This window comes from Teichococcus globiformis, from assembly GCF_042646265.1.
Taxonomy (GTDB): Bacteria; Pseudomonadota; Alphaproteobacteria; order Acetobacterales; family Acetobacteraceae; genus Pseudoroseomonas; species Pseudoroseomonas globiformis.
Map to the genome: position 1 here is coordinate 157,091 of NZ_JBHRTN010000008.1, position 25,486 is coordinate 182,576.

A 25,486-nucleotide genomic window follows, 5' to 3' on the forward strand; every position below is an offset into this window, starting at 1 on the left:
GGGATGCGAGCGGAAACATGCACCTGGATGCGTGGAGACTGTTCTGGCCAGGTAAAGATCGCCCGGCACGGCGGCCGCTCCCCGCCGGAGGGGCCCCCTGGAAGCCGGATGAACACGGAAAGGCCTGCATCGCAGGCTTTGCAGCATGGCCCCGGCTGGCTACTGCTGCGCTGCAGGCTGTCCCATCCCGGGCAAGAACGGCCGCGAAGGGTGGAAGATCGCCGTGTCCGCATTCCCGCGTCCGGGTGCTGTGCTCGCCGGCAACATGGGCGGCGTCATTATGATGCTGCTGGGCGTTCTTCTTTTCGCTGTCAACGACGCGCTCGGCAAATGGCTGGTGGGCGGCTACGCGGTTGGCCAGTTGCTGCTGGTGCGAAGCATCGCCGGGCTCTGCTTTCTGGCGCCCTTTATCCGCCGGACCAGCCCGGAAGCCTTTCTGCGGCCGCAAAGACCGGGACTGCAAATGCTGCGGGTGGTGTTCTCGACGCTGGAAACCTCGCTCTTCTTCTGGGCGCTGACAGAGCTGCCGCTAGCCGAGGTCATGACTTATTACATGGCCGGCCCGATCTATGTCACCGCCATGTCCCCCTTTCTACTGGGCGAACGGGTGGGGTGGCGCCGCTGGACAGCCGTGGCGGTGGGATTCGGCGGCGTGGTGCTGGCCCTGCATCCCTCCCCCGAGTCGCTGTCCTTCGGAGCACTCTGCGCCTTGGCCGGCAGCTTCAGCTATGCCTGCTTCATGGTGGCCACCCGCAAGCTGGCGAGCACGCCCGGCACGGTGCTGATGACGGCGCAGCTCCTGGCCGCCCTGTTGTTCGGCGGCGCCCTGGTGGCGGCGCAGGGCTGGACATCGCCCGGGACTCTGGATCTGGCGCTGATGCTCTGCCTGGGGCTGGGATCGCTGACGGGAAATCTGTGCGTGAACCAGTCGCTGCGCATCGCGCCGGCCTCGGTGGTGGTCCCCTACCAGTACACGCTGATCCTGTGGGGGATGCTGTTCGGCTACCTGTTCTTCGATGAGGTGATCGGGCTGCTGACCCTGCTGGGGGCGGTGATCATCATCGGGGCAGGGCTGTTCATCTTCATGCGCGAACAGAAGCTGCGCCGGCAGGGCGGCTGAGCCGCCACCCGGCCCGCATCAGCACCCGCTTTGCCGCGGCACCCGCTCCACTTCCAGCCCGAAGAAGGGGCGCAACCGCGTGCCCAGCACATTGCCGAGGAAGGCCGCCGCCATCCACACCCAGCCATGCAGGCTGCCGGAGGCGATCCCGGAGAAATAAGCTCCGATGTTGCAGCCATAAGCCAGCCGCGCGCCATAGCCGAGCATCAGCCCACCCGCCACGGCCGCGGCGGCCGAGCGCAGCGGAACGCGGAAATTCGGCGCATAGCGTCCGGCCAGGGCAGCCGCCAGCAGCGCGCCCAGGACGATGCCGAAATCCATGACCGAGGTGATGTCGTTCAGCACGCTGTTCTGCAGGGCGGCGGCATTGGCCGGGTTCTGCCAGTAAGGCCAGGACGCGGCGTCGATCCCCAGCGCCATCGCTGCCTTGGAACCCCAGAGCGCGAAGGCCGAGGTGATCCCCCAGGGGCGCCCAGACAAGGCCAGGGTGGCGAAGTTCAGCAGCGCCAGCGCGACGGCGCCGGCCAGAATCGGCCAGGGACCACGCAAGAAACGCGCCGGTCCCTGGCGCGGTGCCGCCGCAGTGGTGACCAGCCGCCCGTGGCGACGCTTCTCCAGCCAGACGGTGCCTGCGGCGATGACGGCGAACACTGCGAGGTTGACCAGAATGGCTGGCCCCGCGCCCCAGCTCTGCACCGCCGAGATGCGCGGCAAGGACGGCAGGGCGGCCCACCAGTGCAGATGCGCGGCTCCAAGCGCCGAGCCGGCGATAAACGCCACCAGTGTCAGCACCATCCGCACCGAGCCACCGCCCGCCGTGTAAAGCGTGCCGGATGCGCAGCCGCCGCCCATCTGCATGCCGATGCCGAAAAGAAAGGCACCGAAGATCATGCCCATCCCGACAGGGGCAACCAGCCCCTGGACCGGCTGCCCCCAGAGCGAGCCTGCCTGCAACACGGGAAAAAACAACAGCACGGCAACGGCCAGCATCAGCATCTGGGCGCGCAGCCCCTCGCCACGGCGATCGGCGATAAAGACGCGCCAGGCCGAGGTGAAGCCGAAAGCCGCGTGGTAGAGCACGAGCCCGAGCGCGCCGCCGAGCAGGTAAAGCCCCGCCTGTCGGGCGCTGACCTGCGCGCCGATCAGGATCATCCCGCCGAGAAGGAGGGCTGCGGCCGCGAGTGCTGCCGGGAACTGAATAGGGGCGAATGGCCGGGCGGGCGGCGTGTAGGTTGTCGCGGACATGGAATCTTTCCGGAAGGGCGCCGTGTTGCGGCAGGCGCAGCGAGTATCTAGTGGCACACAGCCCCTGTTTCACGGAGAAGATGTGGGGGTTGCCGAAAACACATTGCTCGATCGGTGAACCTGCTTTCGCGGCGTAGCCACGAGCGAACACGGGAACTTGCACACGAAAAAGTTGCACGCCCCCCGGCTTGAGTTGCTTTGCTGAAGGCTTCGCGAATGCGGGAGGCGGGTGATGCGGAGACGATCCTTGCTGATGGCGGGCGGAGCGGTCGCCGGTTCTTCTCTGATGCCGCCGCGTGCCCATGCGGAGCCCGAAGCCGTGGATGTGCTGCTTGTCCTTGCGGTGGATGTGTCGCGCTCGGTGGATGAGGATGAGGCGAAGCTGCAGCGGGAGGGCTATCGCGCGGCGATCACGGACCCTCGGGTGATCGAGGCGGTGCAGGGCGGCATGCTGGGTGCCGTGGCAGTCACCTACATGGAATGGGCCGGCGCGGAGTATCAGCGGCAATTGCTGCCCTGGATGAAGCTGTCCGGGACAGCCGATGCCGAGCGCTGGGCCAGCGCCCTGGCCGAAGCGCCAAGAGCGTCCTTGTCCTGGACCTCGATCTCGGGCGCCATTACCTTCGGCATGGCCCTGCTGGAGCAATCGCCCTTCGAAGGCATGCGCAAGGTGATCGACATCTCCGGGGACGGGGTCAACAATTCCGGCCAGCCGGTGGAGCAGGCGCGCGACGCCGCCGTGGCCCGCGGCATCGTCATCAACGGGTTGCCGATCATGAATGACCGCCCGAGCTTCGGGCGCCGCCCGGCCGTGCCGCTCGATCAATACTTTGCCGAGTCGGTGATCGGAGGGCCGGGAGCCTTTCTGGTCGCGGCGGATGATTTCACCAGCTTCGGAGCGGCGGTGCGGCGAAAGCTGATCCGCGAGATCGCCGGCCGCCCCATGCCGCTCCAGCCCGCCTGACCCGATGGCCAGGCGCAGCCCCCTTCAGGGGGCCGGCGCCCTGGTCAGCGCTCGATATCCTCGACCGAGAAGCCGAATGCGCCCAGGCCCTCGGCCAGCAGATCGCCAGCCATGTCGAGGCCCAGCAGGTAATCGGCCGTGCCGCCCGCCGCCGACCTTTCCTTGGCCAGCCGCAGCGCCTCGGCCCATTCCTCGGGCTCGTGGTCCCCACGTCCGATCCAGGCCAGCGCCACCAGCGCCGCCTGCTCATCCTCGTTCAGTTCCTCGATGAAAGCGGCCAGGGTCTCGGCATCGAGATCCTCCTCCTCGATCTCCTCCGACTCGTCGTCGGTATCGAATTCATCGGGCTCGTCGCCATCCTGGATGGCGCGGATGTGGTCCACCACCGTCGCCACGGTCTCCAGGCTGATGCCCAGATCGACCTCGCCGCCATCCTCATCATCGGGGGTGTCGCTCATCGGGTCTCCTCTCTGGTGTCGGGCCCGGTATCGGGGCGTCCTCGCTCGCGAAGACATTAAGGGCGGCGGAGGTTGCGCAAAAGTTTTTGTGTTGTGCAGCCGAGTTCTGTTTCTGCAACAAGAGCGAACCAGAATTCGTTGTTCCGCCATGCATCCGACATCGTTGCTTCCCCCCGTGGCAGCGGTTGTCGTCGGAGCGTTCTTTTTGGCTTCGATGGCCCCCGCATCGCCCGCCTCCGGCCTCGTTCCCGATGGCCGACCCTCCCTTCTCCGTCCGGCCGGGCTCCAGCACGGCCTGGCGGAAGACCCCGCCTGTTCCAGGATGGCTCCTCTCTTCCGCTCGGTGATGCCGCAACGGGTCGCCTGGCAGACCGTCGCCACGCCTGAGGCAGACCCGGAAGCCGCAGCGGAGGCCGAAGTGCCGCCCGAGCCAGCCATGCACCAGGCGCTGCATCTCTGCGCCGTGGAGAAGCTGGACCCGAAGCGTCCCTTCAGCGGTGCCGCGCGGGCAGTCTACCGGCTGTGAACAACCCGGGCGTTTAGCCTTCCACTGTGATCTTGCTGGCCCGCACCACCTCCCCCCAGCGGGCATGATCCCGCCGGACGGTGGCGTCAAAGCTCGCAGGATCGCCGCCGCCGGGCTCGTCACCCTGCCCTGTGATACGGTCGCGCACCGCAGGATCGGACAGGGCCTTGTTCAAGGCCTCGTTCACCTTCTGCACGATCTCGGGCGGCGTGCCGCGCGGTGCTGAAAGGCCGATCCAGGCCGTGAAGGTGAAATCCTGCAGTCCCTGCTCGGCGGCGGTGGGAATCTCGGGGAAGGCCGGGGAACGCTGCGCACCCGTGGCCAGGATGCCGCGCAGCTGTCCCGCCTTCACGAAGGGTGCCACCACCGAGGCAGCGTCGAACATGGCGCTGAACCGGCCCGCGATGAAATCCTGGATGGCCGGACCGCTGCCGCGATAGGGAATGCTCTCCATCGCCGGATTGCCGATGCGCGCGCGGAACAGTTCCATGGCGCAGTGGGACAGGCTGCCGGCGCTGGCGACGCCGTAATCGACGCCCTTGGGCTGCGTCTTGATCCAGGCTGTCAGCTCATTGGCGTCCTTCGCGGGTACCGAGGGATGCACGCAGAGGATCAGCGAGGATTGCAGCGCCAGACCAATGTTCACCAGTTCCAGCGGATTGATGGTCATGCCCGGGAAGGTATGCGGGTTGATCGCCATCGGACTGGTGTTGCAGGCCAGCAGCGTATAGCCGTCCGGCCGCGCACGCAGCACGTTTTCCGTGCCGAGGTTTCCGCCGGCACCGGCGCGGTTGTCGATCACCACCGGCTGCCCGAGAGCGGCGGAAAGCCCATTCTGGATGACGCGCGCCGCGAAATCGGTCTGACCGCCAGGGGGGAAACCCACCACCAGCGTTACCGGCCGGGTCGGCCAGGCCTGTGCTCGCGCCAAGCGTGGCAGTGACAGGCCGGTCAGCGCGGCCCCACCGCCGAGGCTGGCCTGCAACAGGCCACGCCGGGTCGCAGCCGGCTTGCTATCTTGAGTCATTGGTCGTTCCCCACACGCCGTGCCCTCCCTTGGAGAGGGACTCGATGAACGGCGTGTCAGCCACAAGCCATGCTGCGGCGCAGAGCGTTGCGCAACCGAAATCCTGCCTCCTGTTCGCCTCAGCCCAGACCTGCATGCGCGGCTGGCCGGAAAAGCTCGCTTTTTTCGGCCAGCCATCCTATCTGTGCGCCGCAACAAGCCGCCAGGCCCGCCCCGCCCGACCCCGCGCCAAGCCGGCGCAGGGGGTTTTGGGCCGTGTGCATAGGCGGCGCAGCCTTGGGACTGCCCGCCTTATGGAATTGCGCAACGTCGCCATCATCGCCCACGTCGACCATGGGAAGACCACCCTGGTGGACAACCTGCTGAAGCAGGCAGGTGCCTTCCGCGCCAACCAGGCCGTCGCCGAACGCGCCATGGACCGCAATGACCTGGAGCGTGAGCGCGGCATCACCATTCTCGCCAAGTCCACCGCCGTCGAGTGGAAGGGCGTGAAGATCAACATTGTCGACACACCGGGCCACGCCGACTTTGGCGGTGAGGTGGAGCGCATCCTGTCCATGGTGGATGGCGCCATTGTGCTGTGCGACGCCGCCGAGGGCCCGCTGCCCCAGACCAAGTTCGTGCTGACCAAGGCGCTGGCCCGTGGCCTGAAGCCGATCGTGGTCATCAACAAGGTCGATCGCCAGGACGCCCGCGCCGACGAAGTGCTGAACGAGGTGTTCGACCTGTTCGCCGCCCTCGGCGCCTCGGATGAGCAGCTCGACTTCCACACCATGTTCGCGTCCGGCCGCCAGGGCTGGGCCGACCTGACGATGGACGGTCCGCGCAAGGACCTGTCGCCGATGTTCGACCTGATCCTGAGCCACGTGCCGGCGCCCACGGTTGATGTCGATGCGCCGTTCGCCATGAACGCGACCATCCTGGAGGCCGACAACTTCCTCGGCCGCGTGCTCACCGGGCGCATCGAGCAGGGCACCGCCCGCACCAACATGCCGGTGCGCGTGCTCCGCCAGGACGGATCGGTGGTCGAGACCGGCCGCCTGACCAAGCTGATGACCTTCTCCGGCCTCGACCGCGTTCCGGTCGACGAAGTGCAGGCGGGTGACATCTGCGCCATTGCCGGCCTGTCGGACGCGACCATCCCCGACACCATCGCCTCTCCCGAGGTGACGGCGCCGCTGCACGCGATCCCCATCGATCCGCCGACGCTCAGCATGACCTTCCGCATCAATGACGGCCCGCTCGGCGGCCGTGAAGGCAAGAAGGTCACCTCGCGCCAGATCCGCGACCGTCTCTTCAAGGAGACCGAGGGCAATGTCGCCATCAAGGTGAAGGTGTCCGAGGAAGTGGACGCCTTCGAGGTGGCCGGCCGCGGCGAGCTGCAGCTCGGCGTGTTGATCGAGACGATGCGCCGCGAGGGGTTCGAGCTGACCATCGGCCGCCCGCGCGTGCTGACCCAGGTCAACCCGGAGACGGGCGAGAAGGAAGAGCCGTTCGAGGAAGCCATCATCGATGTTGATGAGGAATATTCGGGCGTGGTCGTCGAGAAGATGTCGCTGCGCAAGGGCATGATGCAGGACATGCGCCCCTCCGGCGGTGGCAAGGTGCGCCTGACCTTCCACATCCCGTCGCGCGGCCTGATCGGCTACCACGGCGAGTTCATGACCGACACGCGCGGCACGGGCATGATGAACCGCCTGTTCCTGGGCTACCAGCCCTGGGCCGGGCCCATTGCCGGCCGCGTCAAGGGCAGCCTGATCTCCAACTCCGATGGCGAGGCGGTGCAGTACGCGCTGTTCGCGCTGCAGGAGCGTGGCGCGCTGTTTGTGGACCCGGGCCACAAGGTCTACACCGGCCTGATCCTGGGCGAGCATTCGCGCGAGAACGACCTCGACGTGAACCCGATCAAGGAAAAGAAGCTGACCAACGTCCGCGCCGCCGGTAAGGACGAGGCCCTGCTTCTGACCCCGCCGCGCCGCATGAGCCTGGAGCAGGCCATCGCCTACATCGAGGATGACGAGCTGGTGGAGGTGACGCCGACCGCGGTGCGCCTGCGCAAGCGCTACCTCGATCCGCATGAGCGTAAGAAGCACGCCCGTCGCGCCGAGAGCGAGGCGGCCTGATCCGTGAGAGGGGAGCTTCGGCTCCCTTTTTCATGTTCACCATTCGGCTCCGGCCTGGCCCTGTCTTGCCAGCGCCGCCCTCCGCGTCGTAACGCCGGAGTGTGATGGACGATCTCGGCTCCTGGTTGAAGCAAGCGGCCTGGCCGCTCTGGCTCTCGCATGGCGTGGACTGGGAGGCGGGTGCCTTCCACGAGGCGCTGGACCTGGAGAGCCGGCATTGCGCGTCGACCTTCCGGCGGCTGCGCGTCGTGACACGGCAGATCTACAGCTTCAGCCTGGCCGCCCGGTCCGGTGTCCCGCGCGCGGATGAGGCGGTGGAGCTGGGCCTCGCCTTTCTGCGCCGCCACGCGCTGCGGCCCGACGGCGGCTATGCTTGGCGCTTCGCCCTGGATGGCCGGGTAACCGACGATCGGCGCGACCTGTACGACCACGCCTTCGTGCTGCTGGCGCTCGCCACCGCTGCCACGGCCATGCCGCGGGCAGCGCTTCGCACGGCGGCCCTGGCAGTGGATGAGTTCATCGAACACCGCATGACCCATGCGGAAGGCGGCTATCTGGAAGGCCTGCCACCCGATCTGCCGCGCCGCCAGAACCCCCACATGCACCTGCTGGAGGCCCGGCTGGTCGCGGCCGAGGCCTTCGGCGACGAACGCTACCTCGCCGGTGCGACGCGGCTGGTGGAGTTGTTCCGCCACCGCTTCTTTCAACCTAGCAGCGGCAGCTTGGCCGAGTTCTTCGGCGATGACTGGCGCCCGCTGGACGACCCCCATCCGGCCGAGCCTGGCCATGCCTGCGAGTGGATCTGGTTGCTCGATCATCACGCCAGGCTGTGCGGCGGCCATGCCGCGCCAGGGGAAGCGGCGGCCTTGCAGGCCTTTGTCGATGCCTTTGGCCGCAACCCTGACACCGGCGCGCTGGCGGATGTGGTGCGCAGCGACGGCACCGTGGCCAGCCGCGAAGCGCGGCTCTGGCCGCAGACGGAACGGCTGAAATCCGCGCTGCTGCGCGCCGGCAGCCACCCGCTGGACCTGGAGGAGGCAAAGTGCGTGCTGGGTGCCTATCTGCGTCCCGATGGGCTGTTCCACGAGCGCCGCCATGCCGATGGCCGCTTCAGCCAAGAGCCGGCCCCGGCCAGCAGCCTGTATCATCTGAGCTGCGCCATCACCGAGCTGAACGCGCGGGCGCCGTGACATGCGGGTGATCGTCTGCGGCGCAGGGCAGGTCGGCAGCACCATCGCCCGACATCTGGCGCGGGAAGGCAACGACGTCACCGTCATCGACGCCGATCCGGCCCAGGCCCGGCGGGCCGACGAAAGCTACGATGTGCGCGGCATGGTGGGCTTCGCGTCCCACCCTGAGGTGCTGCGCGCCGCAGGGGCCAAGGAGGCAGACCTGCTCGTGGCCGTCACCCGGTCGGACGAGGTGAACATGGTGGCCTGCCAGGTCGGCCATTCCCTGTTCGGGGTGAAGCGACGCATCGCCCGTCTGCGTCACCATGGCTATCTCGCGCCCCTCTGGCGCGGCCTCTACGCGCCGGAGCAGATGCCGATCGACGTCATCATCTCACCCGAGATGGAGGTGGCGCGCGGCATCGCCCGCCGGCTGCGCACGCCCGGCGCCTTCGACATGGTGCCGCTGGCCGATGGCCGAGTGCAGCTTCTGGGTATTCAGGTACCGGAGAACGGGGCGCCGGTTGTTGGCCGCACCCTTGCCGAACTGCGGCAATCGGCGGCTGAAAGCGGCTTCGTGGTGGTTGCCCTGCTGCGGGAAAGCCATGCCTTCGTCCCCTCGGAAGAGGAGCGCCTGCGCCCGGGGGACGATGTCTATGTGATCGCGCAGCCCGCCCTGGCAGACCAGGTGATGACGGCCTTCGGCCACCGCGAACAGGTGGCGCGGCGCCTGCTGATCGTGGGCGGCGGCAATGTGGGGCTGCATCTGGCGCGGATGCTCTCGCGCGAGGCGCTGGTGTCGCTGAAGATGATCGAGCACAACCCGGAGCGCGCCGAGCAGATCGCGCGCGAGCTGGGCGGCGGCGTGGTTGTGCTCTCGGGTGACGCATTGGAGCGCGACCTGCTCGACGAGGCACATATCGGCGCGGTCGACACCATCATCGCCGTGACCAATGACGACGAGACCAACATCTTTGTTTCCGTGCTGGCCAAGCAGGCCGGCTGCGGCCGCGCCATCACCCTGGTCAACAAATCCTCCTACGAGCCCGTGCTGGACGCCATGGGGATCGACGCGGCGGTCAGCCCCTCCGCCATCACCATCTCCTCCATCCTGCGCCATGTGCGACGGGGCGCCGTCGCCCAGGTTTATCGCCTGCGCGGCGATTTCGGCGAGGTGCTGGAGGCCGAGGCGCTGGCGGGCTCGCCCCTCGTCGCGGCACCCCTCGGCAAGGCGGGCCTGCCGGCGGGCATGCGCATCGGCGCGGTGCTGCGCGACGGCGAGGCCATCATCCCGGATGCCCAGACGCGGGTGCGGCCCGGTGACAACGTCATCGCCGTCGTGGCGCATGACGCGCTGCGCGAGGCCGAGGCCTTGCTGGCCCGCCCCGGCGAGAACGATCCGCAACCGCCACCCGTACCGCCGGCCAGCCCCGTCGATGCGCCCTGACGCCAAGCGGAGCCCGGCGCCGGTGGACCAGGCGCGGATGCGCCCCGTGCCGCACGGCGCCGCGAGCGCCTGGTCGCCCCCCGCCATGCGGCCGGTGGTGCATCTGGCGAGCGGCATGCTGCTCGCCCTGTCGGTCTTCATGCTGCTGCCGGCGGGGATCGACGCGCTGCACGGCAATCCGGACTGGAAGCCCTTCCTGTTCGCTTGCATCGGCCTCTCGACCTTTGCCGCCCTGGTGTTCCGCCGCACACGCTGCGACCTGACACGGGGCCTGACGCTGCGGCAGGCGTTTGTGCTGACGCCGTTGAGCTGGGCCACCATTTCGGGTTGCGCCGCCATTCCGTTCTACCTTTCCGCGCATCCCGGTCTCGGCGGCAACGTCACCCACTCTTACTTCGAGGCGGTGTCGGGGCTGACCACCACCGGCGCCACGGTGATGTCGGGGCTGGACCAGACGGCGCCGGGCATCCTGCTCTGGCGGGCTCTGCTGCAATGGCTGGGTGGGATCGGCATCATCGCCACCGTGGTCGCGATCCTGCCCGCGCTCGGCGTCGGGGGGATGCAGCTGTTTCGCACGGAAAGCTCCGACCGGTCGGAAAAGGTGATGCCCCGCGCGCGGGAAATCGCGAAATCAATCGCGGTGATCTACACAGCCATGACGCTGCTCTGCGCGCTGGCCTACTGGGCGGCGGGCATGTCGCCCTTTGTGGCGGCCACCCACGCTCTTTCGACCCTCTCCACCGCGGGCTTCTCCACTGCCGATGCGTCACTGGCACGGTGGGACATTCCAGCGGTGCACTGGATCGCCATTGTCGGGATGATCGCTGGCGCCCTGCCGTTCGTCCTCTATATCCGCGCTGTGCGCCGTGACATGGCGATCTGGCGCGACGCGCAGGTGCGCACCTTTCTCGGCCTGATCCTGTTCGTCTCGTCCTGGCTGGCGCTGTGGCTGTGGTGGCGCGGCTTCTACGCGCCGGAGGCCGCCATCCGCCATGCCCTGCTCAACACCGTCTCGGTGGTGACGACCACGGGCTTCGCTTCCTCCGACTACACGCTGTGGGGCAATGCTGCGACGGGGCTGTTCTTCGGCCTGATGTTTGTCGGCGGCTGCACCGGATCGACCTCGGGCGGCATGAAGATCTTCCGCTTCCAGGTGATGGCCATCATGCTGCGCGCGCATTTCCTGCGCCTGCTCTACCCGCGCGGCGTGTTTCCGCGCGTCTATGCCGGCAAGCTGCTGTCGGATGATGTGGTGGGTTCGGTGGTCGTGTTCTTTGCCGTGTACTTCATCTGCTACGGAGCGCTGACCATTGCGCTGATGGGGTTCGAGCTGGATTTTTTGACCAGCGCCAGCGCCGCTGTTGGCGCGCTCTCCAATGTGGGGCCAGGGCTCGGCACGCATATCGGCCCGGCGGGCAATTACGCCGGGCTGCCGATGGGCGCAAAATGGCTGCTCTGCTTCGGCATGTTGCTCGGGCGACTCGAACTTTTCACCGTGCTGATCCTGTTCATGCCGCGCTTCTGGCGCGGTTGAGCGGCGCCGGCGCTCAACTCCGGGCACCCCGCAGCCGTTATGGAAATCCGGGCCGGACAATCTGGCGCGGTTAAGCTCAACCCTCGGGACCGGCTTGTGGCGGCGCGCGGTGGCGCGCCCCGTTCCGGCGCCCGGCGACGCAATGGAGATCGCCATGAAGGCGCTGGTTTGGCACGGGAAGCAGGATATTCGCTGTGAAAGTGTCCCCGATCCCGTGATCGAGGATCCGCGTGACGCCATCATCAAGGTCACGAGCTGCGCGATCTGCGGTTCCGACCTCCATCTCTTCCACAACCTGATCCCTGCCATGCAATCCGGCGACATCATGGGTCATGAGATGATGGGCGAGGTGGTGGAAACTGGCTCGGGCGTCGGCAACACGCTGCGCAAGGGCGAGCGCATCGTGGTGCCCTTCACCATCACCTGCGGCGAGTGCGAGCAGTGCCGGCGCGGCAATTTCTCGGTCTGCGAGCGAACCAACCGCAAGCGGGACATGGCCGAAAAGGTATTCGGCCACCCGACCGCGGGTCTGTTCGGCTACACCCACCTGACCGGCGGCTATCCGGGCGGGCAGGCGGAATACCTGCGCGTGCCCTTCGCCGACAGCACCCACATCAAGGTGCCCGACAGCATGACGGACGAGCAGGCGCTGTTTCTTGGCGACATCCTGCCGACCGGATGGCAGGCCGCCGTCCACTGCGACATCGAGCCGGACGACGTGGTTGCCATCTGGGGCTGCGGGCCGGTGGGACAGATGGCGATCCGCAGCGCGGTGCTGCTAGGGGCCAAGCAGGTCGTGGCCATTGACTGCATCCCCGAGCGGTTGGCGATGGCTGCGGCGGGCGGTGCCATCACCATCGACTTCAAGAATGAGAGCGTGATCGAACGTCTCAACGAACTGACCGAGGGCAAGGGCCCGCAGAAATGCATCGACGCGGTCGGGCTTGAGTCCGATGTGAGCGCCAGCCAGCCCGACACGCTGCTGGATCGCGCCAAGCAGGCGCTGATGCTGGAAAGCGACCGTCCTCACGTGCTGCGGGAGGCGGTGTATGTTTGCCGGCCCGGCGGCATCATCTCCGTTCCCGGTGTTTATGGCGGGCTGATCGACAAATTCCCGATGGGAGTCGCGATGAACAAGGGTCTGAGCTTCCGCATGGGCCAGACGCATGTGAAGCGCTGGACCGACGACCTGGTGCGGCGGATCGAGGAAGGGCAGATCGATCCCTCCTTCGTCATCACCCATACCGCCAAGCTGGAAGACGGGCCGGAGATGTACAAGACCTTCCGCAACAAGGACGACAAGTGCATCAAGGTCGTTCTGAAGACCTGATGCCGCCCGGGGCGGTGCTATTGCGCCAGCAGCACCGCGCCGCCCCAGGACAGGCCGATCATCGCCACCACCACCACTCCGGCCAAGGCACCGGGGCATCGTGTCGCGCGTTCCAGCATCACGCCCAGAAGGGCCGCTCCGACTGCAAAGCCCATCAGGGCTAGAAGAAAGCCGTTCACCACGGGATTGGTCATGCGGAACCGTTCCGCGACGCACGGCGCGCCTCGCGCAGTCTGTCGCGTTGTTCGGCTGACAATTCGGCATAGCGGGCACGGGCGGCGGTCAGCCAAGCGGTGCGCTGACCGCGACGCGCTTCTTCGGCCAGAACAGGTGGGGAGGCCTCCTGCTCGGCCTCGCGGGGCAGCTGCGGGATGGCCGCGAGCCACCCCATCAGGGCCAGCGGCCAGAGCCGGGAACCGGGCGTGTCGGTCATCAGGGCCTCCGCGCTTGTTTGCGCCTTGCGGCACACCAATACAGAAGGCATGCACCACGTTCATGGCCATGTTGTGTCGCCGCGTGACATGATCCCGCCCTGAGCGCCAGCCGGGCCATCAAGCCTGGGTGATCGCCCGGCCCAGGCTATGTTGACCCGTTCTAAAATCAGGAGACATGCCGAGTGCCCCATCCGTCGCTCTTCCCCGGGCTTCGCGGCAATCTGCTGGCCTCGTCCGGGTTGAACAGCCGCGGCGCCGCCATTCTCCGGCAGGTGGTGGAGCTCTACGTCGAAACCGGCGAGCCGGTGGGCTCCCGCACCTTGTCGCGCCGTCTGCCGCTGACCCTGTCGCCGGCCACCATTCGCAATGCCATGGCCGATCTGGAAGAGGCCGGCCTGCTCTACGCGCCGCACACATCGGCTGGGCGATTGCCCACCGAGCAGGGGCTGCGGCTGTTTGTCGACGGGCTACTGGAATTCGGCGACCTGTCGGAAGAGGAGCGGGAGAACATCGCCATCCGCTGCGCCGCCGCCGGGCGCTCCATGGAGGAAACATTGTCCGAGGCGGGGCAGATGCTGTCCGGCCTCGCCGGTGCCGCCGGCCTGGTGGTCGCACCGAAGACCGATGCCGCCATCAAGCACATTGAATTCGTGGCCCTGTCACCCGGGCGCGCCCTGGTGGTGCTGGTCAACGCGCACGGGCAGGTGGAGAACCGCGTCATCGACGTGCCGCCGGGTCTGCCGCCCTCCGCCTTCACTCAGGCCAGCAATTACCTGAATGCCCGTCTCTCCGGCCGTACGTTGGAGGAAACGCGCAGCACCGTGGCCGATGAGATCCAGGCCAATCGCTCGGCGCTGGATGCGCTGACGCAGCAGATGGTGGAGAGCGGCCTGGCCACATGGGCAGGCGGAGGCGGCGGTTCGCTGATCCTGCGCGGCCAGTCCAAGCTGCTGGAGAACATCGACGAGATCGCACGCCTGCAGGAAATCCAGGCCTTGTTCGAGCGGCTGGAAGCCCAGGAAACCATGCTGCGCCTGCTGGAACTGGCGCAGCGCGGCGAGGGCGTGCAGATCTTCATCGGCGCGGAGAGCGGGCTGTTCAGCAGCGCCGGGCTGTCGATGGTGGTGTCCCCCTTCCGCGACAAGAAGGAGCAGATCGTGGGCGCCATCGGGGTGATCGGCCCCACCCGCATCAATTACGGGCGGGTGATCCCGGTGGTGGACTACACGGCCCGGGTGATCGGGCAATTGCTGGGCTGAGAAGAGCGCGATGCCTTAGGGATCGCCTCGCAACAGGCTGGTCGGGCGCACCGGCGCTGTGGAGGCGAGTTCCGCCCGGGCGGCCGCCGTTGCAGCCCGGAGCCCCTTCGGGCTTGCGGCCCGGCCACCCCGCCAATGCAGAAAGGCTTCGCGGTAGGTGGCGATCGTCGCCCGCGCGATGCTGTCCCACCCGGTCACAGGGACGGTGCCCACGGGCCGTGGCCGGGAATGGACGCATTCCAGTAGGGCCGCCGTAAGGGCCGGAACATCCTCCGACGGCACCAGACGGCCGGTTTCGCCATGGCTGATGGTTTCTGCGAACGCTCCGAGGCGTGACGCGATCAGCCAGCGCCCCAGCCCTTGCACCAGAAACAGCACGCCGCTTGCCTCGATCTCGCGATAAGGAAAGACGAACCCCTCTGCCTCGGTGAACAGCGCCCGCATCGCCGCCTCGTCGAGGTGCCCGAGCCGCAGCTCGACAGTGCCCCCCAGCCCGTCCGACACGATCCGGGCCTGGAGCGGCGCAACATCCATCATGGGCTCGCCGGCAATGATCACCCGCAGCATGCGCCGCTCATCGGGGCCCAGTGCCGCCAGAGCCGCGATCAGGATGTCGATGCCCTTGTAGGGGCGGATCTTGCCGAACACCACGAGGGTCATCGGACCGGATCGCGGCGGCGGCGGGATATCGCCGAAGCCGCCAAGCGGACCGTGCGGAATGCAGCGGATCCGCCTGCGATCCAGGCCGCTCGCGACAAGCTGCTCCAGCCCGGTCTGGGTATGGACGATCAGGCGGTCGGCCAGACCCAGCGCAGCGATGAAGCCGTGCAGCTGCAGGCGCGACGTCGGGGTGCCGTTGAACGGTGTTGTGTCATGCACGGTGACAACCACCGGCCCCCTGGCCCGGCAAAGCCGCAGCCCCACTGAATCCGCCATCGGAAACGGCAGCCATTGGAAGTGCGCCACACTTCCCCCTGGCAAGCCACGAACCGCAAGGCTGGCAAGGTCCGCGCAGTGCTCCAGAGCCTTCAGCGCCGCGCCTGTCTTGCCGATCCGGCGCGGAAGCGTATCCGACCAGCGGTAGAAACGTGGATCGAATGGGGTCCGCAGAGGCATTTCACCTGCGCGGAGGGGCCGTCCAACCAGCTGCACATCCACGCCGGCCTCGTCCAGCGCAGTCACCAGAGCCTCGCAGTAAGGAATGGTGAACAAGGAAGGATCGATCACACGAGCCCGCAGCGGTGCTGCACCCGGGCCAACCTCCACCACCGTTTCGGCCGACGAGGAAAGTATAGCCTGGAGCATCAACGTTTCTCTTTATGATCATTGTCCAATATTTTGTTAATCTTTCTTTCGTTTTCTGACAATCATCCAAAATACGGATATTTTTTCCGTCGATGCCGCCTATACGGGCAAAAATCCCTTTTTAGGGACGAAAAGGACAGATCTTCTATGCGCGTGGGTTGTTGCCGTATGGCTCGTCGTTCGCGGCTTTGGGCGCAGCAGCATGGGCGGCCGGTCCCCGTCTGGATGCCGGCAGACCTTGCGGAACACTTTCGGTCGGAATTGTTTGTTCAGGTCAGCGGGGCGGCGTGCGGGCGCCCTCTCGCACGAAGAAGCCCAGAACCAGTGTCGCCAGCAGGGCTATCAGCGCCAACACGGTCATGGGCCAGGCATAGCTGCCGCCGATCTGCCACAGCCATCCCGCGGCCCAGGGTCCGGCCGCGCGCATCAGGGCACCTGGCGCAGCCAGGGCACTGCTGATGGCGCCGTAGTGCCCGGTGCCGAAGAAGCGGGCCGGCAGGCCCCCGCGAACAATCGTCATGATGCCGTTCGCCAGGCCGTAAAGGAAAATACCGGCCCCCAGTACGGTCACATCCTGTCCCCAGCCCAGCAAGAGACCAGCCAAGGCGAGTGCGACCAGCGCCACCACCCCGATGCGCCCCAGGGACAGCCGCCGGGCCGTGTAGAACTCCGCTACCCGACCGGCCAGCTGCGCCACACCCATCAGCCCCGCCAATAGTGGCGCAGCGGAACCCAGGCTTCGCTCCTCGAGCAAGGGAACCAGATGCACGCCAAGAGCGGCGCCGGTCAGTCCCACCGCGCCATTCACAAAGGCCAAAGCCCAGAACCGTCCGCCACGCAGCGCGGCATGCAGCGTGATCTCCGGGGCCGGCAGGCTGTTCGTCGGTGGCTGGCGTCGCACGCGGCCCGGGAGCAGAAGGGCATGCAATGGCGCGCAAAGGAGGTTCAGCAATGCCAGGGATTGGCATGCTTCACGCCAGCCCTGCGCCTCCACCATCCAGGCCGTGAGCGGCCAGAACACGGTGCTGGCCAGGCCTCCTGCAAAGGTCACCAGCGCGATACCCGGGCGCATGGCCGCCTGTCCGAACGCGGCAGCGATGGCGGTGAAGGCGGCCTCGTACAGCGTCGCCGCCATCACAACGCCGATGCCGCACCAAGCCAGGTAGAAGGCAGTCAGGCTATTCGACTGCCCCACCGCCAGCAGTCCCAGCGAGGCCATCACCGAACCGGCCGCCATGATGCCCCGTGGCCCCAAACGGTCCAGCAAAGGCCCGATCCCAAGCCCCGCCACGGCCTGCACCAGCAGTCCTGCCGAAAAAGCGCCGACCACGGTGCCGCGAGACCAACCCATCTCGGCCGACACTTCCGGCATCAGAACGGAAAATGCATAGAACAGCGAACCCCAGTGAACCGTCTGGGTACAGGCCAGCGCTGCGGCGGCACGCCAGGCGCCGGCCGGCGCGGCCTCAGCCACGCGGCACCGGCGGAGCGCTGCTTCCCGGGCCGAGGGATCGCTGCAGCAACACGCAGTCCAGCCAGCGCCCGTGCTTGAACCCTACGGCGTGCAGCACCCCCACATCGCGGAAGCCCATGCTTCTGTGCAGGGCAATGGACGGCGTGTTGCCACTGTCGCCCACCACCGCCACCATCTGCCGCAGCCCGAGGGCGGTGCAGGCATCGATCAGCGCGCCCAGCAGGGCCCGGCCATGGCCCCGCCCCTCGAACCCGGCTCTGATGTAGACCGAATTTTCCACCGTATCACGATAGGCCGGACGAGGCCGGTACGGCCCCGCATAGCTGTAGCCCAGCACCATGCCTTCCTGCTCCAGCACCAGCCACGGCATGCCTCCCTCCATCAGCACAGCGTGCCGCCGGGTCATCTCCTGCAGCGATGGCGCTTCAGCCTCGAAGGACGCGGTGCCGTGCCGGACGTGATGGGCATAGATCCCGGCAATCTGGGAAAGATCTGAGGGTGTCGCCACACGGATGGTCAGGCCTTGGGGCAGAAAGGTCATGGCGGATCCAGTTGTGAAACTGATGGTCCAGCCATGCTGGAACCAGGCGGACCAGCGACACAGGAAATTCTTGTGATGCCGCGTATTCGAATAAGATGCGGTTATGCCGACGCTCCGCCAGTTCCGCACCCTGATCGCTGTTCTGGAAGAAGGCAGCATCTCGCTCGGCGCCCGCTCGCTGGGGCTGACGCAGCCGGCAGCCAGCCAGCAATTGCGCGAACTGGAGCGGGAACTGGGCGTGCGGCTTCTGGAACGTGCGGCGGGACGCATCCTGCCCACCGCAGCCGGCACCGCGTTTGCCAACCCCGCTCGCCGGGCGATCGCCGCCGCGGCGGAAGCCAGCGCCGCGGCACTGGCCTTCCGGGACGGGCATCTTGGCCGGGTTCGCATCGGCACGGGCGCTACGGCGTGCATTCACCTGCTGCCTCCGATGCTGGCGGGATTGCGCCGGAGCCTGCCGGGGTTGGAGGTGGTCGTGGTCACGGGCAATTCGCCCGCCATGCTGCGGGAGGTGGAGGACGGCGCGCTCGACTGCGCCCTGGTGACGCGCTCCCCCTTGCGCAGCCGGGTGCTGCACGAGACTGTGCTGCTGGCCGATCCCTTGGTGGCGCTGCTACCCGAAGCACTGGCGCCGCGGGCCCCCTCGCTGGATGCCACGGTGCTCCGCTCGCTGCCGCTGATCCTCTATGAGGCGGGCGGACAGACCCGGGCCCTGATCGACGCGTGGTTCGCCGCCGCTGGACCGCTGCCGCGTCCCGCCATGGACCTCGGCAGCGTGGAAGCCATCAAGGGATTGGTGGCGGGAGGGCTGGGGGTTTCCGTGCTGCCGGCGTTGTCGGTGCGGAATGCACCGCTTGGCACAGTGGTACGGCCGCTTCATCCACCTCTGCGCCGGGATCTGGTGCTGGTGCTGCGGCGCGAAAAGGTGATGGATCGCGGACTGCGGGCGCTGGTGGAAGCGCTGCGATCCCTGGCACCGGCTGGCGCCGGGTGAGCGGTCAGCCCTGGAGCAATCCGTGCTGCCGCAGAAATCCCAGCAGTGGCAGCAGCGGCAAGCCCAGAATGGCGCTGTGCTCGCCCTCGATCTCCCGGAACAACTGCACCCCCAACCCTTCCAGGCGGTAGGCACCGACCGAGGCGCAGACCGCCTCCCCTTCCGCTGCCAGGTAGCGATCCAGGAACGGCTCCGAAAAGTCGCGCATCGTCAGCTTCGGCGCCGCCACATGGTGCCAGACGCGCTGGCCGTGGCGCCACAGCACCTGGGCGGTGAACAGCGTGTGCGTCCGGTTGCGCAATGCGACAAGCTGCTCCCGAGCCGCTTCCCGGTTTTCCGGCTTGCTGAACCACTGGCCGTCGCAAACCAGCAATTGGTCTGCACCGATCACCAGGGCTTCCGGCTCGCGCCGAGCGATCCGGATGGCCTTGGCCTCGGCCAACAGGATGGCGGCATCGGCGGGGGAAAAGCCGTCAGCCCTGGCAGCTTCCTTCAGCGCCGCCTCGTCCACCGCTGCCGGCACGGCCTCGAACTCGAGCCCCGCCGAGCGCAGCAGCGCCTGCCGCGTTGCGGAGGAAGAAGCGAGGATGATGCGCGTCATGCGCCGATCAGTCCCGGCTTCGGCCCGTTCTGTGACCGGCGCGTGTGCCACGCCTCCATCAGCTGCAGAACGGTGGCCGCGGTTTCCTCGATGGATCGGCGGGTCACGTCGATCACCGGCCAGCCATGGCTGGTGCAAAGGCGGCGGGCGGCCTGGATCTCGGCCTTCACCGCCTCGAAATCCACGTAGTCATTGGTGTCCTGCCGCACGCCGCCCGCGCCGATGATCTTCAAACGATGCCGCCGGATATCGATCAGCGCCGTGGTGTCGATGGTCAGCCCGATCACCGGGCAGGGCGAGTTGTCCAGTTCGGGCGGCAAGGGAGAGGTGGGCACGATCGGCACATTGGCCGCCTTGATGCCGCGGTTGGCGAGGTAGAAGCAGGTGGGCGTCTTGGAGGAGCGGGAAACGCCCACCAGCACGCAATCCGCCTCCTCGATGCCGGCCACGCCCTGGCCGTCGTCATGCGCCAGCACATAATGCATGGCGTCGATGCGGCGGAAATAGTCGGCATCCAGCACATATTGCGCCGCACGCTTCTCCTTGGCCTGCTGCCCGAGCTGGGCCTGCAGCAGGTCCATCACCGGGTCGAGCACGGACAGGCAAGGCACGCCGATCTGCTGGCACACCTCTTCCAGCGCATGGCGCAGCGAACGGTCCACCAGGGTGAACATGACCGGCCCGGGCTCGGCCTTGATGCCCTCCAGCACCTGCTCGAGCTGCAGGTGCGATCGCACCAGCGACCAGCGGTGATGCACCACATGCGGGTCGGAGAACCGGGCCAGCGTGGCGCGGGCGATGGAATTCAGCGTTTCGCCGGTGCTGTCGGAGACAAGGTGCAGGTTGAACATGCGGTGCGGCATCGATTCCGGGTGTTTCTCGGCGCGGTCAGGGTGCGATCCCACCCTTTTGCAGGGTGGAGAATAGCGGGGATTGGTGTGGAGAATGGGGACAAGATTCGCCTCCGGCCACCCCACCCTGGAGAAGCGGGGATGAATCGCACGGAATCAATGCCCTGGGTATGATTCCCCGGGATACCACCCGAGAGTCCGGGAAAACGCGAAAAAACCCTGTGCAGCACATGATTCTCTTATGAATCATGCTTGTGGAAAACTTTGTGGACAGAGTGTGTGGGCATTGCGTCCACCTTTTCCACAGGCCCAATAGACTCCCACCTTTCTTAAAGACTCTTTTTCATAGAGAGAGGGCGCATGGAAAACGCGTCAAAGCCCCTGCTGCGTGCCTTCTCCGGAGAGGCCCTCTGGCCGCCGCCCTTCTGGCTCATGCGCCAGGCCGGGCGGTATCTGCCGGAATATCGCGCCACGCGCGCTCAGGCCGGCGACTTCATCAGCCTCTGCACCACGCCGGAGCTGGCAGCGGAGGTGACTCTGCAGCCGATCCGTCGCTACGGGATGGATGGGGCAATCCTGTTCAGTGACATCCTGATGCTGCCCTGGGCCCTGGGGCAGGATCTCCGCTACGCTGAGGGAGAGGGTCCGCTGCTGGCGCCCATCCGCGATGCGGCGGGACTGGCGGCGCTGCAGCCGGCAGCCGTGAGAGCACGCATTGCCCCGATTCTGGAGACCGTGGGTCGGGTACGGGCAGGCCTCGCCCAGGAGGCACCCGGCACGGCGCTGATCGGCTTCGCCGGCAGCCCCTTCACGGTCGCTTGCTACATGGTGGATGGCAAAGGCGGCAAAGAATTCGCTGAAACGCGTCGCCTTGCCCATGCCGACCCGTTGCTGTTCGGCAAGCTGATCCGGCTGCTGGTGGACAGCACGGTGGAATACCTGCTGGCCCAGGCAGAGGCCGGCGCCGAGGCACTGATGCTGTTCGATAGCTGGGCGGGCCTGCTTTCCCCCGCCCAGTTCCGCCGCTGGAGCATCGAGCCCGCAGCGGCCATTGTGCGGGGCATCCGCAAGGTGCGGCCGGACATCCCCTTGATCGGCTTCCCCCGCCTCGCCGGCCCGCTGATCGTGGAGTATGCACAGCGCGTGGGCACTGGCACGGTGGCGATGGACACCGGCATGGATCCGCGGTGGGCGGCCGCCAACGTGCCGTCCGAGATCACGCTGCAGGGCAATCTGGACCCGCAGGCGGTGGTGGCCGGCGGGGCGGCGCTGGAGGCTGAGGCGCGCTCGGTTCTGGCGGCCATGCGGGGGCGGCCTTTTGTGTTCAACCTGGGCCACGGCATCGTGCCGCAGACCCCGCCGGAGCATGTGGCGGCGCTGACGCGGACCATCCGCATCGGGTAAGGGCAGCATCCGCAGTCAGGGCTGAAGCGTTGGCTTTCCGAAAATGGAGGAAAAACGGCCGTTCCTGTGCGCTACAGCCCTGACCTGGAGCCATCAAAGCCCGCTGAGGCGGACACCATCGCCGCGCTGAAGGAAGCGCTGCGCTAGGGACGCGCCGTCCGGTCCCTGAATGCGAAGGGCTACGGGGCTGCGGAAGGGTGAGCTGCAGGTACTGTCAGGACTGGCGGCAGAGCTGCGCAAGGCCTTTTCGCTAGGCCAGGACGTTACAGGGTGGTGATGCGCTTCTCCACCAATCCCGGAGGCCTGCGGGATGACAGCGTCCAGTGCCGCGCGGCTTGGCGCTGAAGATGCCCGGCGAACAGCTGGGGGTCAGGAGACGAGATCAGCCAGGACTTTGTGATGGCCGATGCACCCCCCTCTCCTCGCCGTCGATCCCCAAAGCCCGGGCTGGCAACCTCAAGCTGCTGGCCGCCACCACGGACTAGCCGCGGATCCTGAAGAAGGGTTTTCCGCCATGCAGCGCGGCGCGGAAAAGGTGCTGGGCAGTGGGCACGGGAACACCACGCTGAAAAGCCTGGGCAGCCACCCCAACTCCCACAGCCTCGGCGGACCCTCTGGACCCAGGCTTCGCTACGTTTCGGCGACTATGTGGCCAAGCTGTCCCTGGTTCCGGTTTCCACCGACCTGCTGGCCCTGGCTGGCGAAAGCGTGGCCACGCGCGGCAGCCGGATGCACTACGCGACGCCATAACCGAGTTCTTCGCCACGAATGGGGCGAATGGGAGCGGCGCGCCCCGCTTCTCACCGCTTTGGATTGCATGCCGGTGGAGGACGCCTCCGTGCCATGGCTGGAGGAGAAGCGCCTTCACTGAACTGTTGCGCGCATCACTGCGCCGCCATAATCCGCCTGGGACGAGGCCCTGATTCGTGAGATCGACGCCTTCAATCCCTGGAAGGGCATCAAGGCACACTGTTCACTCGGCGGGATCGCGGGCCCGTCGCGAAGCCTATCCGGCCTCCATCCGCTTCCGCAGCAGCCACAATGTCTGCCCGGTCCATGACCCTGTGATGCCGTAGCGCGGGGGCGGTGATGCCGCAGCCCTACTCCCGCCCCGCCTCCGCCGCCAATGTCCGGAGCCGCGCCGTGTCCCAGCCCGACAAGGTCACATGGCGGCGGCCCGTCTGCTCCGGCGGTGCTCCCCGCTCCGGTGCAAGGGAAAGGCGCAGCGCATTGTCCGGTGTGAGCCAGCCCAGCCGGCCAGGCCATTCCACCAGGACGATGCCGTCCCGGGCCTCGTCCCAGCCCAGCTCCTCCAGCTCATCGGGGCCGGACAGGCGATAAAGATCGAAATGGTGCGCAGGGCCGCTGGGCAGGTCGTAGCCTTGCACCAGCGTGAAGGAGGGCGATGGCACCTCCAGCATCGGGTCGCCCGCCGCCGCGCGCAGAAAGGCGCGGCAGAAGGCGGATTTGCCGGCGCCGAGCGGCCCCTCCAGCAGGATGGCGTCGCCGGCCCGCACGAGCGTGGCGGCACGGGCGGCCAGGGCCTCGGTGGCGGCAAGGTCGAAAAGCGTCAGGTGCAGTGTGTCGGCCATGATTGGCGCTCAATCTGCCCTTGGCGGCTGCGCCAGGGCAAGTTGCGCCCTCGTCGTACCGGTGCCCAAATGATCTCGCCGCTCCGGGAGCCTTGTCATGGAAGAATCGCACCACGTCCTTTCGCTGTTCGAGCCTATGGTGCTGCTGGCGGCGGCAGTTCTGGCCGTGCCGCTGGCGAAGCGGGCGGGTCTGGGCCCGGTGCTCGGCTATATTGCGGCGGGGGTGGCAATCGGGCCCTTCGTCCTGGGCCTGTTTGGCGAGCCAGAACGGGTTGCGGGACTGGCGGAGCTGGGCATCGTGCTGCTGCTGTTCATTATCGGGCTGGAGCTCAACCTCGGACGTCTGTGGGCGCTCAGGCGTGACATTTTCGGCCTGGGCACGGCGCAGATGCTGGGCAGTGGCGGGGTGATGGCGCTGGCGCTGCGCTTCGCCGCCGGCTGGGCCTGGCCGGCGGCCATTGTGGCCGGGCTGGGCTTGGCGCTTTCCTCCACCGCCCTGGTGCTGCCGCTGCTGGAGGAACGGGGCGAGGTGGAGGCGCCGCATGGCCGCACCGCCTTCGCCATTCTGCTGCTGCAGGACCTGGCCATCGTGCCGCTGCTGGCGCTGGTGGCGTTTCTGTCCCCGCTCGCCGTGGCCCAGCAAGGCTCGGCCTGGGCGGCGGCGGGAACTGCCGTCGCGGCCCTGGCCGCCGTGGTGCTGGCCGGACGCTTCCTGCTGAACCCGCTTTTCGGCCTGCTCGCCCGTTCCGGCGCGCGGGAGATCATGACGGCCGCAGCCCTGCTGGTGGTGCTCGGCGCCGCCGCGCTGATGGCCTGGGCCGGGCTCTCCATGGCCATGGGCGCATTCCTGGCCGGCGTGCTGCTGGCGGAGTCGAATTACCGGCACGAGCTGGAAGCCGACATCGAGCCGTTCCGGGGCCTGCTGCTCGGGCTGTTTTTTCTGTCCGTGGGAATGGGGCTTGATCTCGGTGTGATCGCGGCGCGCTGGCCGGTGCTGCTCGCCGGCGTACTGGCGCTGGTGCTGCTGAAGCTGGGCACGACCTATGCCGTGGCGCGGCTCTTCGGCCATCCGCCCGAAGTGGCGCTGCGGGCCGCGTTGCTGCTGGCCCAGGGTGGGGAGTTCGGCTTTGTGCTCTACGGCACCGCGGCGGTGGCGGGGGTGCTGGCACCGGAACAGGCCAGCCTGCTGACCGCGCTGGTGACGCTGTCCATGGCGACGACGCCGCTGGTGATCCGCTTTGGCCCCGCCCTCCTGCGTCGCTGCGGGCAGGACATTCCGGATGAAGACTACTCGGAGGCCCACGGCAGCGTGCTGATGATCGGCTTCGGGCGGTTCGGGCAGCTGGTGACACAGGTGTTGCAGCGACAGGGCGTGGCGGTGACGCTGCTGGACAACGATCCGCGCCGCATCGAGGAAGCGGCGCGCTTTGGCGCCCGGGTCTTCTACGGCGATGGCACACGGCTCGACGTGCTGCGCGCGGCGGGGGCGGAGCGGGCGCGGCTGATCCTGGTCTGCACTGATCGCCCGGAAACCACCAGCCGCGTCCTGGCAATCGTGCGGGAAGCCCTTCCCGAGATTCCTTGCCATGCCCGTGCCTTCGACCGGCCGCATGCGCTGGCGTTGCTGAAGGTCGGGGCCGCCAGCGTGATGCGGGAAACACTGGAATCCGCCCTGGCCTTCGGGCGGGAGGCGCTGGTCGGGCTGGGCCTCTCACGCGATGAGGCCGAGGAGGTGGAAGCCGAAGTGCGCCGGCTGGACCGTGAACGCTTCAAGGCGCAGCGCCTGCATGGTGCGGTGACGCCGCAGGACCTCTTCACCATGCGCCCCGAGCCGCTGACCCCGAGGCGAGGAACGGCCGCCCCCGCGGAGGGGCAAGCGGTGGCGGACTAGTTCAACAGGGGTGCAAGGTGGGGCTCTGTGCCCCTCAATCGTCCGGGAGGGGCGTTATTTCCCGCACCTCCCCTTCTGGACGGATCAGGCCTTTTGAGGCTTCAGGCCTGCGGTGCGGCGGGTCCGGGAGGGGACGCGCTTGCCGTTGCGCTCCGCCGCTTCTAACCCGAAACGGTTCAGAAAAAGGGAAAACCGCG

The 25,486-nt window shown here is 67.5% G+C and carries 23 protein-coding genes; 12 read left to right on the forward strand and 11 right to left on the reverse strand.

Annotation, left to right across the window (positions count from 1 at the left end; all coding sequences use genetic code 11):
- Positions 1-223 precede the first annotated feature (223 nt).
- On the forward strand, positions 224-1,120 hold the full coding sequence (locus ACFOD4_RS08040; protein ID WP_379595429.1) for a DMT family transporter: 897 nt from the start codon (positions 224-226) through the stop codon (positions 1,118-1,120).
- A gap of 18 nt (positions 1,121-1,138) precedes the next feature.
- Here ACFOD4_RS08040 and ACFOD4_RS08045 read toward each other — a convergent pair whose 3' ends face one another.
- Positions 1,139-2,365 (reverse strand): YeeE/YedE family protein, encoded by a 1,227-nt coding sequence (locus tag ACFOD4_RS08045; protein ID WP_379595430.1) that lies wholly within the window; start codon positions 2,363-2,365, stop codon positions 1,139-1,141.
- Between the two features lie 232 nt (positions 2,366-2,597).
- Here ACFOD4_RS08045 and ACFOD4_RS08050 point away from each other — a divergent pair, with 232 nt between their 5' ends.
- Positions 2,598-3,329 carry a DUF1194 domain-containing protein gene (locus tag ACFOD4_RS08050; protein WP_379595431.1) on the forward strand — a complete coding sequence of 244 codons (732 nt, stop codon included), beginning with the start codon at positions 2,598-2,600 and terminating at the stop codon, positions 3,327-3,329.
- A 44-nt stretch (positions 3,330-3,373) separates the two neighbouring features.
- On the opposite strand, the gene ACFOD4_RS08055 is transcribed toward ACFOD4_RS08050, so the two are convergent.
- The gene (locus tag ACFOD4_RS08055; protein ID WP_379595432.1) at positions 3,374-3,787 is read right to left on the reverse strand and encodes a DUF3775 domain-containing protein; all 414 of its coding nucleotides are present in this window, start codon (positions 3,785-3,787) and stop codon (positions 3,374-3,376) included.
- A 205-nt stretch (positions 3,788-3,992) separates the two neighbouring features.
- On the opposite strand from ACFOD4_RS08055, the gene ACFOD4_RS08060 reads away from it, so the two are divergent.
- On the forward strand, positions 3,993-4,313 hold the full coding sequence (locus ACFOD4_RS08060; protein WP_379595433.1) for a hypothetical protein: 321 nt from the start codon (positions 3,993-3,995) through the stop codon (positions 4,311-4,313).
- Between the two features lie 13 nt (positions 4,314-4,326).
- Here the strand turns inward: ACFOD4_RS08060 and ACFOD4_RS08065 are convergent, their stop codons facing one another.
- A complete protein-coding gene (locus ACFOD4_RS08065) occupies positions 4,327-5,340 on the reverse strand; it encodes a Bug family tripartite tricarboxylate transporter substrate binding protein (RefSeq protein WP_379595434.1) in 1,014 nt (337 codons plus the stop codon).
- A gap of 293 nt (positions 5,341-5,633) precedes the next feature.
- On the opposite strand from ACFOD4_RS08065, the gene typA reads away from it, so the two are divergent.
- The 5 genes from typA (at position 5,634) to ACFOD4_RS08090 (ending at position 12,943) form a co-directional block, all read left to right on the forward strand.
- Entirely contained in the window at positions 5,634-7,463 is a 1,830-nt protein-coding gene (typA, locus tag ACFOD4_RS08070; RefSeq protein WP_379595435.1) for a translational GTPase TypA, read from the forward strand.
- A gap of 104 nt (positions 7,464-7,567) precedes the next feature.
- Positions 7,568-8,653, forward strand: a complete 1,086-nt coding sequence (locus ACFOD4_RS08075) for an AGE family epimerase/isomerase (RefSeq protein WP_379595436.1) — start codon at positions 7,568-7,570, stop codon at positions 8,651-8,653.
- Between the two features lies 1 nt (position 8,654).
- Positions 8,655-10,079 (forward strand): Trk system potassium transporter TrkA, encoded by a 1,425-nt coding sequence (gene trkA, locus ACFOD4_RS08080; RefSeq protein ID WP_379595437.1) that lies wholly within the window; start codon positions 8,655-8,657, stop codon positions 10,077-10,079.
- On the forward strand, positions 10,069-11,613 hold the full coding sequence (locus ACFOD4_RS08085; RefSeq protein ID WP_379595439.1) for a TrkH family potassium uptake protein: 1,545 nt from the start codon (positions 10,069-10,071) through the stop codon (positions 11,611-11,613). Before trkA ends, ACFOD4_RS08085 begins: the two co-directional genes overlap by 11 nt.
- Positions 11,614-11,767: 154 nt before the next feature.
- Positions 11,768-12,943: a zinc-dependent alcohol dehydrogenase gene (locus ACFOD4_RS08090; protein ID WP_379595440.1), complete on the forward strand. Its 1,176-nt coding sequence runs from the start codon at positions 11,768-11,770 to the stop codon at positions 12,941-12,943.
- A gap of 17 nt (positions 12,944-12,960) precedes the next feature.
- Here ACFOD4_RS08090 and ACFOD4_RS08095 read toward each other — a convergent pair whose 3' ends face one another.
- Positions 12,961-13,137 carry a hypothetical protein gene (locus ACFOD4_RS08095; RefSeq protein ID WP_379595442.1) on the reverse strand — a complete coding sequence of 59 codons (177 nt, stop codon included), beginning with the start codon at positions 13,135-13,137 and terminating at the stop codon, positions 12,961-12,963.
- Positions 13,134-13,376 carry a hypothetical protein gene (locus tag ACFOD4_RS08100; protein WP_379595443.1) on the reverse strand — a complete coding sequence of 81 codons (243 nt, stop codon included), beginning with the start codon at positions 13,374-13,376 and terminating at the stop codon, positions 13,134-13,136. The genes ACFOD4_RS08095 and ACFOD4_RS08100 overlap by 4 nt, the downstream gene beginning before the upstream one ends.
- Before the next feature lie 183 nt (positions 13,377-13,559).
- Between ACFOD4_RS08100 and hrcA the strand changes: the two genes are divergently transcribed.
- Positions 13,560-14,636: a heat-inducible transcriptional repressor HrcA gene (gene hrcA / locus ACFOD4_RS08105; protein ID WP_379595444.1), complete on the forward strand. Its 1,077-nt coding sequence runs from the start codon at positions 13,560-13,562 to the stop codon at positions 14,634-14,636.
- Positions 14,637-14,651: 15 nt separating this feature from the next.
- Here hrcA and ACFOD4_RS08110 read toward each other — a convergent pair whose 3' ends face one another.
- From ACFOD4_RS08110 to ACFOD4_RS08120, 3 genes are all read right to left on the reverse strand, one after another.
- Positions 14,652-15,941, reverse strand: coding sequence for a glycosyltransferase (locus ACFOD4_RS08110; RefSeq protein ID WP_379595445.1), 1,290 nt, complete (start codon positions 15,939-15,941; stop codon positions 14,652-14,654).
- Positions 15,942-16,215: 274 nt separating this feature from the next.
- Entirely contained in the window at positions 16,216-17,415 is a 1,200-nt protein-coding gene (locus ACFOD4_RS08115; protein WP_379595447.1) for an MFS transporter, read from the reverse strand.
- Positions 17,408-17,956: a GNAT family N-acetyltransferase gene (locus tag ACFOD4_RS08120; protein ID WP_379595449.1), complete on the reverse strand. Its 549-nt coding sequence runs from the start codon at positions 17,954-17,956 to the stop codon at positions 17,408-17,410. The genes ACFOD4_RS08115 and ACFOD4_RS08120 overlap by 8 nt, the downstream gene beginning before the upstream one ends.
- A 103-nt stretch (positions 17,957-18,059) precedes the next feature.
- On the opposite strand from ACFOD4_RS08120, the gene ACFOD4_RS08125 reads away from it, so the two are divergent.
- Complete coding sequence (locus ACFOD4_RS08125) at positions 18,060-18,950, forward strand: LysR family transcriptional regulator (protein WP_379595451.1); 891 nt, start codon at positions 18,060-18,062, stop codon at positions 18,948-18,950.
- 4 nt (positions 18,951-18,954) lie between these two features.
- Here the strand turns inward: ACFOD4_RS08125 and ACFOD4_RS08130 are convergent, their stop codons facing one another.
- Together ACFOD4_RS08130 and ACFOD4_RS08135 are read right to left on the reverse strand one after the other, a co-directional pair.
- A complete protein-coding gene (locus ACFOD4_RS08130; RefSeq protein WP_379595453.1) occupies positions 18,955-19,551 on the reverse strand; it encodes a Maf family protein in 597 nt (198 codons plus the stop codon).
- The gene (locus ACFOD4_RS08135; protein ID WP_379595455.1) at positions 19,548-20,414 is read right to left on the reverse strand and encodes a pyruvate, water dikinase regulatory protein; all 867 of its coding nucleotides are present in this window, start codon (positions 20,412-20,414) and stop codon (positions 19,548-19,550) included. Before ACFOD4_RS08135 ends, ACFOD4_RS08130 begins: the two co-directional genes overlap by 4 nt.
- A gap of 348 nt (positions 20,415-20,762) precedes the next feature.
- Between ACFOD4_RS08135 and hemE the strand changes: the two genes are divergently transcribed.
- Complete coding sequence (gene hemE, locus ACFOD4_RS08140; RefSeq protein ID WP_379595456.1) at positions 20,763-21,806, forward strand: uroporphyrinogen decarboxylase; 1,044 nt, start codon at positions 20,763-20,765, stop codon at positions 21,804-21,806.
- A gap of 1,100 nt (positions 21,807-22,906) precedes the next feature.
- Here hemE and tsaE read toward each other — a convergent pair.
- Positions 22,907-23,398, reverse strand: a complete 492-nt coding sequence (tsaE, locus tag ACFOD4_RS08145; protein WP_379595458.1) for a tRNA (adenosine(37)-N6)-threonylcarbamoyltransferase complex ATPase subunit type 1 TsaE — start codon at positions 23,396-23,398, stop codon at positions 22,907-22,909.
- A 97-nt stretch (positions 23,399-23,495) separates the two neighbouring features.
- Here tsaE and ACFOD4_RS08150 point away from each other — a divergent pair, with 97 nt between their 5' ends.
- Complete coding sequence (locus ACFOD4_RS08150; RefSeq protein WP_379595460.1) at positions 23,496-25,289, forward strand: monovalent cation:proton antiporter-2 (CPA2) family protein; 1,794 nt, start codon at positions 23,496-23,498, stop codon at positions 25,287-25,289.
- Positions 25,290-25,486: the final 197 nt, after the last annotated feature.

Coding starts and splice junctions, on each gene's coding strand:
- ACFOD4_RS08150 (WP_379595460.1), top strand. CDS start 23,496: ATGGAAGAATCGCACCACGTCCTTTCGCTGTTCGAGCCTATGGTGCTG.
- ACFOD4_RS08050 (WP_379595431.1), top strand. CDS start 2,598: ATGCGGAGACGATCCTTGCTGATGGCGGGCGGAGCGGTCGCCGGTTCT.
- ACFOD4_RS08055 (WP_379595432.1), bottom strand. CDS start 3,787: ATGAGCGACACCCCCGATGATGAGGATGGCGGCGAGGTCGATCTGGGC.
- ACFOD4_RS08085 (WP_379595439.1), top strand. CDS start 10,069: ATGCGCCCTGACGCCAAGCGGAGCCCGGCGCCGGTGGACCAGGCGCGG.
- typA (WP_379595435.1), top strand. CDS start 5,634: ATGGAATTGCGCAACGTCGCCATCATCGCCCACGTCGACCATGGGAAG.
- tsaE (WP_379595458.1), bottom strand. CDS start 23,398: ATGGCCGACACACTGCACCTGACGCTTTTCGACCTTGCCGCCACCGAG.
- ACFOD4_RS08095 (WP_379595442.1), bottom strand. CDS start 13,137: ATGACCAATCCCGTGGTGAACGGCTTTCTTCTAGCCCTGATGGGCTTT.
- hemE (WP_379595456.1), top strand. CDS start 20,763: ATGGAAAACGCGTCAAAGCCCCTGCTGCGTGCCTTCTCCGGAGAGGCC.
- ACFOD4_RS08065 (WP_379595434.1), bottom strand. CDS start 5,340: ATGACTCAAGATAGCAAGCCGGCTGCGACCCGGCGTGGCCTGTTGCAG.
- ACFOD4_RS08125 (WP_379595451.1), top strand. CDS start 18,060: ATGCCGACGCTCCGCCAGTTCCGCACCCTGATCGCTGTTCTGGAAGAA.
- ACFOD4_RS08135 (WP_379595455.1), bottom strand. CDS start 20,414: ATGCCGCACCGCATGTTCAACCTGCACCTTGTCTCCGACAGCACCGGC.
- ACFOD4_RS08120 (WP_379595449.1), bottom strand. CDS start 17,956: ATGACCTTTCTGCCCCAAGGCCTGACCATCCGTGTGGCGACACCCTCA.
- ACFOD4_RS08090 (WP_379595440.1), top strand. CDS start 11,768: ATGAAGGCGCTGGTTTGGCACGGGAAGCAGGATATTCGCTGTGAAAGT.
- ACFOD4_RS08045 (WP_379595430.1), bottom strand. CDS start 2,365: ATGTCCGCGACAACCTACACGCCGCCCGCCCGGCCATTCGCCCCTATT.
- ACFOD4_RS08130 (WP_379595453.1), bottom strand. CDS start 19,551: ATGACGCGCATCATCCTCGCTTCTTCCTCCGCAACGCGGCAGGCGCTG.
- ACFOD4_RS08110 (WP_379595445.1), bottom strand. CDS start 15,941: ATGCTCCAGGCTATACTTTCCTCGTCGGCCGAAACGGTGGTGGAGGTT.
- trkA (WP_379595437.1), top strand. CDS start 8,655: ATGCGGGTGATCGTCTGCGGCGCAGGGCAGGTCGGCAGCACCATCGCC.
- ACFOD4_RS08100 (WP_379595443.1), bottom strand. CDS start 13,376: ATGACCGACACGCCCGGTTCCCGGCTCTGGCCGCTGGCCCTGATGGGG.
- ACFOD4_RS08075 (WP_379595436.1), top strand. CDS start 7,568: ATGGACGATCTCGGCTCCTGGTTGAAGCAAGCGGCCTGGCCGCTCTGG.